Here is an 11,682-nt window from a genome sequence, read left to right on the forward strand (position 1 = left end):
ATTTACAGCAAAGTTGTCTAGATAGTTAGGAGTCAACGCGTAACCTGCCGGAGAACTGATCACTGCGTTGGTTGCGGCTAACGCTTCCTGCCATCTCGGTGTTCCGGTATAAACCTGTGCGTTAAGATATAGTTTAGCCAGCAATGTATTTGCAGCACCTTTGGTAAAACGGCCATAAATCTGTACTCCTTTTTCATCCCGAAGGTTAGGAAGAGCCTCAGTAATTTCCTTCGCAACAAATGCGTAGACTTCTGCACGGGTATTTTGAGTAGCTTTTCCTACAGGCGACTTTTCGGTAATGATGGGCACGCTGCCAAACATATCCAATAACGTAAAGTAACCAAAGGCACGCAGTAATCTTAACTCCGCTAAAATTGCTTCCTTACCCTGAACCTGCAGAGTGCTTTCGGAAATCGCCCTGATGTTTATGTTTGATCCAGCTATAACCCTGTAAGCCCATTCCCATGAACCGTTAATTTGCCCGGGAGATACCGGCGTCCAATCGTGTTTTGCCAATTGCTGCCAGGACGCATTATCAAACCAATCCGGTCCACGGGTAGGAACTACCATTTCATCGGATGTCGCCGAATTAAGAACAGTAACCGGATCATAATACCCACGCAATGCGCCATAGGTAGCGCCTACAGTTGATAATAATTCTTTTTCATTTTGAGGAAACTTGGAGGCTTCAGCACGGTCAAAAATTTCGGGCTCCAACAAATCTGAGCAACCCTGCAGGATTATTAGCATAAAAGCTGTTAATGCTCCTGCTATGATTTTAATTGACTTAAATATTTTCATCATGTTTGTAATTAAATCATTGTTTGTAATTACGAATATTTGCAAAACTTAGATTTTAAAAAATTAAAGAAAATCCAAGTGAGAAGGAACGTGTCCTAGGGTAAAATGTAATCGGCTCAATTCCAGGTGATAAATTTAATCCTACATCAGATCCTCCGTAAATATCACGGGTTGCCCCTAATCTCGGCTCAGGGTCGATGCCACGATATTTGGTTACTACAAAGGTATTGTTTCCGGCAATATATACCTGCGCATTAGTAAGATATTTAACAAAGTTAGGCAAACGGTAAGATAAACGGAAATTATCTAAGCGCACAAAATCGCCATCCTCTACCCATAAACTAGAAAAAGCAGGTGGCAGGCCGTCGGGAATACCTGTAGAAAATGCATCAACCAAGGCATTATTGCCAGGAAACCTGTTCGGGTTAGCCGAATAAATATAAGGTCCGTTAACTATTTGGTGTCCAACTGCCCCGCGTAACAAGAAGTTAAAATCAAAACGTTTAAAGGTAAAATTGTTGCCCCAGGCAAATATCAGATCAGGTTGTGCACTACCGATGTACGTGCGATCTTTACCGAACGGATCGTTTCCGCCTCCGCCAAAATCTTGCCAGTTATACTTTGGTGAACCGTTAGTATTTTTTCCGAAACCCAGGAAACGGGGACCGAAGAACTGACCAATCGGGTATCCTTCCTGCAATACAACAGGCTGCGCAATACCACCCTGTCCGCTTCCATAACCTCCGTAGGTCCGTGGGGATGCAGGATTGTATGCAAATATACCTGAAGACAATGATTTGACTTTATTTTGATTATGAGCAAAATTTACGTTAGTACGCCATTGAAAATCATTCTTATCTATAGCGAGATAGTCCAGAGCTAACTCAACTCCCCTGTTATTAATCCGACCAACATTGGCTAATACTGAATTAACAACAGCTGTCAAATTATCACTTCCGTAAGTCGAACCAATTGCTATGCCATAATTGAACAGCACATCTTTTGTATTTTTATCATAAAATTCCAGTGAGCCATTCAGCCTCCCTTTTAGGAATCCAAAATCAAGCCCGATATTGGTCATCGCAGAAGTTTCCCATTGCAGATCAGGGTTTGCATTCTGGCTGTAATTATATGCTGTCTGAAAACCACCGCCTGTAAAAAATGCTCCCTGAGGGCCGTATAATAACCGGGAAGCGTAATCGTATATACCTTCCTGATTACCCGTTACACCATAGCCCACCCTAAGTTTTAAATCGTTAATAAATTCGGCATTCTGAAGAAATTTCTCCTGTTTTAAACGCCATCCAGCGGAAACAGAAGGAAACCATCCCCAGCGATTATTTTCACCAAACCTGGAAGAACCATCCCGTCTTATATTGGCGGTAAGAAGGTATTTATCGTTAAAAGCATAATTCAAACGGCCTATGAAACCTACCAGGATCGCTTCTGTTTTATAAGACCCAACCACCCGATTAGTAGAACCATCTGCATTGTTGTTACCTGCAGAAAGTTGGTTATAGCCAAATATATCCGGAAAACCAGTATTTTGTGCACTGAAACCCTCATTTGATAATTTTTGATAGGTATATCCTGCAAGCACATCAAAGTTGTGCTTTCCGGCAGATTTAGAGAATTGACCTGTCGCTTCTGTTAAACGGTCGATAACTTCCCTGGAATTTCGTGAAGCTGATGACAAATCATTGCCTCCTGCTTTAAACGTGCTTGGCCTGAAAAATCCGCTGTTGTCGTTAAAGCTATTGACAGAGGTGTTTAAACCAAAACGCAACCCTTTAACAGGTGTGAAGAAGACTTTAAGGTTTCCAAGTGATTCTCTTTGCTTCGCTTCGTTGGTTAATTCTTTCATGCGGGCTACCGGGTTTTCAATTTCAAAACCTCCGGGTATTCTCTTTCCGTTAAACACATCAAATCCTGCCACACCCGGCTGCAAATAAGAGCCCTGATCGTTAAAAACCGGGAAAGTAGGGTTGACCCTTCCTGCAAACAGAAAAGCAGCATAATCTACAAACTGGCGATTTGATTGTTGTTGAGATAACAATAATTGTACCTCAAGTTTATCATCGAACGCTTTTTGGCTTAGGTTAAGACGTGCGTTCAAACGGTCCATTCCAGAATTAAGGGCAATTCCTGGCTGGTCCATATAAACAACAGACCCACGATAATTAAAATTTTCAGCACCTCCAGAAACAGAAAGGTTCTGATTGTGACTGATGGCATCGCGTGTAATCTCATCAAACCAATTTGTACGTGCTCCGTAATCATTAGCTGAAACAGTAAGCTTTAGTTCACTAAGCTTGGCAACATACTCCTCGGGACTTAAAAAGTCCAGCACATTGGCAACCTGTTCCATCCCTACATAGCTGTTCAACTCAACGGTAGCTTTGCCTGCTTTTCCTCGTTTGGTAGTCACAATAATAACCCCGTTAGCTCCTCTGGAACCATATATTGCCGCAGCAGAAGCATCTTTCAATACATCCATTTGCTCAATATCTTCCGGCGCCACACTGTTTAAACTAACCCCAGCTACACCATCAATTACAATTAATGGTTCGCTGTTTGCACTCAACGATGAGGTTCCCCTTAAACGGATGGAGGGTCGGTTATTGGTAGGGTCACCGCCACTGGATACAATGTTCAAACCGGCTACTTTGCCCTGTATAGCCTGTAATGGGTTATTAACAACACCGGCATTCAGGTCTTTAGCGAGTACAGTAGCTGTAGCTCCGGTTACATCTACCTTTCTTTGCGTGCCATAACCCACAACTACTACTTCACTTAAAGAAGTATTACTTGCTTCAAGAGATACATTAATAGATGCTCTTCCACCAATACTCACCTCGAGATTGTTGTAGCCTAAATAAGAAAAAACGAGCGTGCCTGCATTATCTGGAACAGAAATTCGATAAGATCCATCCGCACCAGTGCTTGTACCAGTGTTAGTTCCTTTAACTTTAACGGACACTCCAATTAAAGTTGTCCTATCCTTACTGTCTGTAACTATACCGGAAATTGTAGTATTCTGTCCGTACACAGAACTGACCAGCATTAGCAGAACAATACAAAAAAGCGATTTTGATAGTAAAAATTTTGTACCCATAGCTTGTTAAATTAGTAAAAATTGTTTAGTTAAAATTATAGATTAGAAGGGGTTTTGTACTAGTAAATTTAGTTATTATCCTTTTAAAAATTGATTAGTGCAGATAAATCCTTTAATGATCATGCGTATTTATTGCAGTAAGAAATAAGTATCTTATAGTTAGCCTGTAGTATTGGATGGTGATTAAATGCTAGAGTGGCGAGTAGATTTTTTGTCATACACTAAATTAGCTAGTACTTGTAACGATAAATTTACTTTAATTTTTTTAAAACAAAAAATAATTGCTTGTAATAAATAATAACATAAATTGAAATAAAGAATATTATAAATTAAGTGAGCTTTACAAAGAATTTGAACTTAATAAGATCAGTTCTTAAGCATAATTTAAAACTAAAAATCATTTTGAAATTAAAGCAATTCTATAAGTCGTATGCCTATTTAGTAAAATTATGACAAATCAATGATATTTTAAAGAATTTGCTCCTGAATCCATAAAAATTAAACAACAAAATTCCTTAATAATTATTAATTTTTAGACATATTTAAAGCTATTACCTTGCAGAGGAACGTTAGACGGCGGAACGAAATGAAATGCCCGTACAAGATTCGTAAGCATAACAAACAAGTATATTCAAATGAACATTATAAGGTCTCTTTTATCATTCCTGGCAGCGCTCGCATTGGTTATCACATTAAACACCAAATTCGGAGATATTCCCCCACTTGGTAAATTTCTTGATCCGTTCCATGGTTTCTGGAAGAACGCAGAGAGTCGCAATGTAGACGCCGGAAAAAATTTTAAGATTGAAGGGCTCAAGGGCGAGGTGGAGATCAAATTCGACGAAAGAATGGTTCCTCACATCTTTGCTGATAATAATCACGACTTATACTTTGCACAAGGTTATGTTACAGCCAAAGACAGGCTTTGGCAAATGGACTTTCAGACACGATTTGCTTCTGGAAGGCTTTCGGAAGTTGTTGGTCCAAAAGCTCTCGAACTCGACAGATACCAGCGCCGAATGGGTATGGCATTTGGAGCGGAAAATATGGTCAAAGTGATGATGCAAGATCCGGAAATTAAGGAAACAATGGAGGCTTATACAGAGGGAGTCAATGCCTATATCCACTCTCTAAAACCAGGGGACTATCCTGTTGAATTCAAACTTCTAAATTATGTACCAGAAGATTGGAAGCCACTAAATTCTGCATTACTGTTAAAGCTTATGTCTGCCACGCTCGCAGGGGGATCTAATGAGTTCTATATGAGCAATATATTAAACAAATATGGGCCGGACATTACTAAAAATCTATTCCCTGATTATCCCTTTCGGGAAGATCCTATCATTCCGAACGGCAGCAAATGGGAATTTAATCCACAACCGGTTCCATCGATACCAGAGGTGCTAAGCAATGAAAAGACTACTTATCAAGTAAGAACACGCGAACTTGAAGACGGAATCGGGAGCAATAACTGGGCAGTGGGGGGATCAAAAACTGCCAGCAGTTTTCCAATATTAGCAAATGACCCTCACCTTGATATTACGCTACCGTCCATATGGTATCAAATCCAGATCGCATCTCCCGAAGCCAATGTCTGCGGGGCTTCCATTCCCGGAGCACCTGGAGTAATCATTGGATTTAATCAGACAATAGCATGGGGTGTAACTAATGTTGGTGCAGACGTTCTGGATTGGTACAATATTAAGTTTAAGGACGCATCGAAAAAAGAATATTGGTATGACAACAAGTGGCGTGCTCTAAAATTACGAGTGGAATCTATTCAGGTAAAAGGTGGAAAAACTGTCACTGACAGCGTCTATTACACACACCATGGGCCAATTGTGTACAGTACAGAACAAAGACCAGATAATTTTTCCAAAGCCAATAATATTCCAACCGGGCACGCATTACGCTGGGTAGCGCATGACGGTTCAAACGATGTTAAAACCTTTTATAAATTAAATCGTGCGAAGAATTATGCTGATTACCGCGAGGCATTAACACACTATTCTGCACCCGCTCAAAACTTTGTCTTTGCGAGTGTTGAGAACGATATTGCTATTACTTCTAATGGGTATTTTCCGGGAAAATGGCCAGGACAAGGAAAATTTCTCATGGATGGGTCAGATCCCGCCAACGATTGGCAGGGGCGAATTCCTGCAGAACAAAATCCAACGATCAAAAATCCGGCAAGAGATTTTGTCAGCTCCGCGAACCAATCGCTGACAGACCAAACCTACCCTTATTATATTAACTGGGAGTTCGCCGCTTCCGAACGTGCGCGCAGGATAAACAAGCGCTTGACGGTAATGAGGAAAGCAAACGTAGATAGTCTTATAAATTTGCAGAACGATAACTACAGTATATTGGCCGAAAACATATTGCCGACACTTGTGGCTCTAATTAATACAGAAAAGTTGAATGCCAGTCAGCGGGAGGTTTATAATATTGTCAGCAAGTGGAATAAGTTTTTTAACGCACAAGAGGTCGGCGCAAGTATTTTCGAATTGTGGCATAAAATTCTGGCTGAAGAAATTTGGGAAGATGATTTGGGAGACCCGAAGATTCCGATGCGATATCCCTCGCGCGACAGAACCGTTCAATTGCTTCTAAATGAGCCAGATTCGAGATGGTTTGACAATGTACATACCGCTCAGAAAGAAACAAGAGAAGATGCTGTGAATGCGGCATTTAAATTTACTGTTGACAGTCTTCAGAAGAGATACGGACCTCTAGATGGTGACTGGGAATGGGGGAATGTAAAACACACCAATGTTCCTCACCTGGCTAAAGTTGCTGGCTTCGGGTCTAGATTTCTAAAAAATGGAGGATCAAAATCATCTGTAAATGCAATGAGTGAGAGCAATGGTCCTTCCTGGAGAATGGTTGTGGCCCTCGGAAATAATGTAAAAGCCTACGGTGTATTTCCCGGCGGCGAATCCGGTAATCCGGGAAGCCCTTATTATGACAATATGCTAAATACATGGTCTGAGGGAAAGCTGATTGAAATGATCTATCTTAAATCGCGATACGAAACACCAAAAACCATAATTAGTACGTGGAAAATGTCGAGGTAGCTTTTAACTATTTATCACTAATCATTATCATCAAAATATGTTGTTTTTAATTATCATAGTTATCGCATTCGTTTTTCAGCTATTTCTTCCCTGGTGGATCATAAGCCCGATAGCATTCGGGGTTGCATTGTGGAAAGCTAACTCCGGGGCACATGCATTTTGGTCGGGCTTTTTCGCTGTATTTGTTTTGTGGATCCTTACGGGATTGTTTTACACAATTCCGAACGGAAATATACTAGCAAACAGGGTCGGAGCAATGCTTGGTTTGCCTGACATTACATTAAACTGGGTTATAGTCCTTTTAATTACGGGAATAATTGGTGGGGTCGCAGCCGGATTTTGTTCACTGGCAGGATATTTTGCCCGTCAGGCGATAGTAATACCCAACAAGGCCGGAATTTAGTTTAGCGGATCAAATTGTATCTTTGAAGGTGTATAAAGTTGCCCCTATAGACATTTTTTCAGTCCAAACTTCGCAGCAATTCGAGAATTTCGCATTAGAGGTCTTCAGAAAGCAGGCGGAGAAGTGTGTAGTTTACCGCGACTTTGTAAGAAACCTGGGTGTCAAAACTGCTGATGTCAAAAGCATCAAGAATATACCCTTCCTTCCAATAGAATTTTTTAAAAACCGTCATATAATTACGGGCATTGGTGAACCGGAAGAAATCTTTACTAGCTCTGGTACAACGGGATTAACTCAAAGCAAGCATTTCGTACTCGACGCTGGCATATATGTGCAAAGCTTTCAAACCGCCTTTGAACTCTTCTATGGCGACATTTCAAAGTATGCGGTTCTGGCTTTATTACCTTCTTATTTGGAACGGGATGGTTCATCATTGATTTATATGGTGGACGATTTGATTCGCTGTGCTTTAAATGAGCAGAGCGGCTATTTCCTATATGATCATGCAATGCTTCTCCAAAAATTGCGGGAATTAATGAGATCAAAAACCCCCGCGATCTTAATAGGAGTAACTTATGCCCTGCTGGATTTCGCAGAAAGCCATTCCATAGACTTTCCTCAGCTCATTGTAATGGAAACAGGTGGAATGAAAGGAAAGCGACAGGAAATGGTAAGAACAGAATTACATGAAACTTTATGCGCTGGTTTTGGAGTGCCGCTGATTCATTCTGAATATGGAATGACCGAGCTTTTATCTCAGGCATATTCTAAAGGGGCGGGTATTTTTCATTGCCCACCCTGGATGAAGGTACAAATCCGCGATACAAACGACCCACTTGAAATTTTAGGCACCAATCAAACAGGAGGAATTAATGTTATCGATCTCGCTAATATTAATTCCTGTTCTTTCATTGCTACCCAGGACTTAGGAAAAGCTTTCAATGATGGAACTTTCGAAGTTTTAGGCAGGTTTGATAATAGTGATATTCGGGGGTGTAATTTGCTCGTTCAATAGGGAGTTATAAGCAATAAGTTATATGTTGTAAGTTTTGAGCTAGCCTTAAAAAACAATAAGACATACCCTAACAATCCTCACTACTTAGAACTTATAACCTATTACTTACAACTTATTACGCTCAAGCTATTACTCTCAACTTAAACCTTAAGCTCCCACCCCTCTCTATACTGCCGTTTTACAAACTGGTTTGCTTCATCGAAATTAGTGACTTTCATATTCTTAGCATCCCAGAGAAGTTTTTTGTATCTGCCAGGATATCGGAAATTAGCTGAATTAGGCACAGGCAAACGGAGATCGAATGCCCGAAGAGCAAGGTTCCCGATAAGCAGTGTTTCAGTTAAAGGACCCGCGACTGAGAAATCGGAACTTAGTTCCATTTTTCCGTATCCGGCAATGGAAGCGTCTACCCATTGTGTGTAGTGCCCGGCTTCCTGCTCCGGAACCCTTGCAAGTGTTTCAGGAACATCTATATCGTCCATTCTAGAAAGAGGCAATAACCTTGGGTTTCTTCCATAGGTATCACAAAGCATTTTGCCTTTCGTGCCTACAAAAAGAACACCATTACCGCCATCGCCGAATTTCTCATCGGCTCCGAGTTCTAACGGTCGCTCAGGTTGGATTCCGCCATCCATCCAGTGCAATCTCACGGGAGAATTATTCTGTTTTTCAGAAATAAATGTCATGGTTACATGTGACGAAGGAGGACAGCTTTCCGGGAAATAGCCGCGTTTAAACTCATCAACGTAAACGCTTCCAACGCTACATTCAACTTCTGTTGGGTATTTCAATCCCAGGGTCCTAAATGGTGCATCGACAAGATGGCACCCCATATCGCCTATGCCGCCTGTTCCATAATCCCACCATCCTCTCCAATTAAATGGAATAAGTTTATCGACATATTCTGTATAAGGCGCTGTTCCCAGCCATAAGTTCCAGTCAAGCTCTTTTGGAACCTCAGACTTTGAAGCTGGCCAGGGAATACCCTGAGGCCAAACAGGGCGGTCAGTCCAGCAATAAACTGTATGAACATCTCCGATTGTTCCGGCATTGTACCATTCCGTAAGTTTTCTTGAGCCATCCGAAGATGAACCCTGGTTTCCCATTTGGGTTACCACTTTATATTTTACAGCAGCCTCTGTGAGCACCCTTGCTTCGTAAATGTCGTGTGTTAAAGGCTTCTGAACGTAGACATGTTTCTTTCTCTTTATCGCAGCCAGTGTAATTATAGCATGATTATGATCCGGAGTAGAAACAGAAACTGCGTCGAAATGACGGTGTTCCTTATCAAACATCTCACGCCAGTCTTTATAGTATTTAGCTTTTGGAAAATTCTTTACAGAATTTGCAGCGCGTCTTTCGTCGACATCACAAAGAAATGCAATTTCTGCTTTGGGGTTCCTTGCGAATCCAGTAAGGTCACTCTGACCTTTTCCTCCCACGCCTACTCCGGCGATCAGTAGTTTGTCGCTTGGAGCAATAAATCCCGGCCCGCCAAGGACATGCCTCGGCACGATCATAAAACCTGCTGCTGCAACCGCCGCAGTCTTTACAAAATCTCTTCTTGAACTGTTGTTTTCTTCTTTCTTCATTATTATAGTCTATTGAATTTTATGAATTAGCCCACATCCGGTCCCCTTTTTTATAGGGTAAGTTTCCGTCATATCTGCCTGGTGATTCTATATAACGTAATGCCTTTGTTGATCCGACCTCAGAAGTGAAAAATCCTAACAGTGTTAATTCTTTAACCATTCTAAAATAATGGGAAGGCTGCTCAGTGGTTTTTTCAGCCATATATGCCTTTTGCAATGCATCCATTTTTACAAAGAATTTAGTCCGTTCCTCCGCGGTGCATTCCATGAATGATTTATCAGTTTCATCTTTGCATTTTTTTTCGAGCCTTTTGATTCCCTGGCGAAATATTCCCTGATCTTTAGTTGTATAACAGTCTTTCACCATCACAGCCATAAATTCACCCACTTTAGCCTCTTTGGCGCCAGGTGTACTGGTTGCTGGCAAAATAGTTTCTCCCATTTCATTTAGCAAAGCAATGGTCTCCACATTAAAGAAATCTGCAGCCTGTTGTGTATTGGTTTTACAACCTGTTTCCAGAAAGACACCTGAACCCACAATAGTCCCCCCTAGTATCCAGCTAACTTGCGTTATCGCTTCTCTTCTATCCATGACTTTAAATATTACCTTTTTTCAATTCGGTTACAGCATAATCAACGGCTCTTGCTGTTAAAGCCATATAAGTTAGTGACGGATTCTGACATGCTGCCGATGTCATTGCGGCTCCATCGGTAACGAAGACATTTGTCGCATCCCAAACCTGGTTAAATTTATTTAGGACTGAAGTTTTAGGGTCATGCCCCATACGCGCTGTACCCATTTCGTGAATCCCCATCCCAAGGGTATATCCGTTATCATAGGTATTGACATTCTTCAGGCCAGCTGCCTCAAGCATATCCTTTGCATCCTGCATCATATCCTTACGCATTTTGATTTCGTTATCTTTAATCTCAGCGTCGATAGCAAGCACATTAAGCCCCCATTTGTCTTTTTTAGTTTTATCCAGGCTTACTTTGTTTTCGTGGTAAGGAAGCGTTTCTCCAAAAGCAGTAATCCCCATCGTCCAGCTTCCCGGCTCACACAAAGCATCTTTAAAGTCACCCCCAACACTCATTTCGGCAACATTTCGTCCCCATCCCTCTCTGCTTGCCCCACCCTGATAACCAAATCCCCGGATATAGTCGCGCTTTTCATTGCCCAGATTTCGGAATCGTGGTACATAAATTCCAGTCGGCCTGCGACCATAATAATATTTGTCATCATATCCCTCGGCCTGGCCTGAGGCTCCCAGACGGAAATGATGATCCATCAAGTTGTGTCCCAACTCTCCGCTGCTGCTACCTAATCCTCCGTCCCATACGTCTGTTGCAGAATTCATTAGTATCCAGGTTGAATTTAGAGCTGATGCATTCAGGAAAATAACCTTCGCAAAATATTCATAGGTCTGGTTTGTTTCGGCGTCCAGAACTTCTACACCCTTAGCTTTCCTCGTATCCTTGTCATAAAGGATCTTTGTTACTATAGAAAATGGTCGAAGCGTTAAATTACCAGTCGCAACCGCTGCTGGTAAAGTTGATGACTGAGTGCTGAAATAGGCTCCAAAAGGACATCCCAGCCAACATTTGTTTCGATACTGGCAATTTGTACGGCTTTGAAGGGGCTGCGTTATGTTGGCAACTCTCCCCATGACCATATTACG

Annotated in this window: 8 protein-coding genes; 3 read left to right on the forward strand and 5 right to left on the reverse strand. The window is 41.5% G+C overall.

Annotated elements, in window-relative coordinates:
• Together ACLL8Z_RS12590 and ACLL8Z_RS12595 are read right to left on the reverse strand one after the other, a co-directional pair.
• Nucleotides 1-804: RagB/SusD family nutrient uptake outer membrane protein (locus ACLL8Z_RS12590; protein WP_411275135.1), on the reverse strand; the 804-nt coding region annotated here is incomplete at its 3' end.
• A gap of 52 nt (nt 805-856) precedes the next feature.
• Nucleotides 857-3,916, reverse strand: a complete 3,060-nt coding sequence (locus tag ACLL8Z_RS12595) for a SusC/RagA family TonB-linked outer membrane protein (RefSeq protein ID WP_411275136.1) — start codon at nt 3,914-3,916, stop codon at nt 857-859.
• Nucleotides 3,917-4,551: 635 nt separating this feature from the next.
• Between ACLL8Z_RS12595 and ACLL8Z_RS12600 the strand changes: the two genes are divergently transcribed.
• Genes ACLL8Z_RS12600 through ACLL8Z_RS12610 form a run of 3 tightly spaced genes read left to right on the forward strand, consistent with a single transcriptional unit; the run spans nt 4,552 to nt 8,411 of the window.
• Nucleotides 4,552-6,993 (forward strand): penicillin acylase family protein, encoded by a 2,442-nt coding sequence (locus tag ACLL8Z_RS12600; RefSeq protein ID WP_411275137.1) that lies wholly within the window; start codon nt 4,552-4,554, stop codon nt 6,991-6,993.
• Nucleotides 6,994-7,030: 37 nt separating this feature from the next.
• Complete coding sequence (locus ACLL8Z_RS12605) at nt 7,031-7,396, forward strand: hypothetical protein (protein ID WP_411275138.1); 366 nt, start codon at nt 7,031-7,033, stop codon at nt 7,394-7,396.
• 28 nt (nt 7,397-7,424) lie between these two features.
• Complete coding sequence (locus tag ACLL8Z_RS12610) at nt 7,425-8,411, forward strand: acyl transferase (protein WP_411275142.1); 987 nt, start codon at nt 7,425-7,427, stop codon at nt 8,409-8,411.
• 140 nt (nt 8,412-8,551) lie between these two features.
• On the opposite strand, the gene ACLL8Z_RS12615 is transcribed toward ACLL8Z_RS12610, so the two are convergent.
• The 3 genes from ACLL8Z_RS12615 to ACLL8Z_RS12625 form a co-directional block, all read right to left on the reverse strand.
• Nucleotides 8,552-10,003: a Gfo/Idh/MocA family protein gene (locus ACLL8Z_RS12615; protein WP_411275139.1), complete on the reverse strand. Its 1,452-nt coding sequence runs from the start codon at nt 10,001-10,003 to the stop codon at nt 8,552-8,554.
• A gap of 19 nt (nt 10,004-10,022) precedes the next feature.
• Nucleotides 10,023-10,595, reverse strand: a complete 573-nt coding sequence (locus ACLL8Z_RS12620; RefSeq protein ID WP_411275140.1) for a gluconate 2-dehydrogenase subunit 3 family protein — start codon at nt 10,593-10,595, stop codon at nt 10,023-10,025.
• A gap of 4 nt (nt 10,596-10,599) precedes the next feature.
• Nucleotides 10,600-11,682 (reverse strand): GMC oxidoreductase (locus ACLL8Z_RS12625; protein ID WP_411275141.1); only part of this gene is annotated, 1,083 nt, incomplete at its 5' end.

Origin of the sequence: Daejeonella sp., from assembly GCF_046590655.1 — a bacterium.
Lineage (GTDB): Bacteria > Bacteroidota > Bacteroidia > Sphingobacteriales > Sphingobacteriaceae > Daejeonella.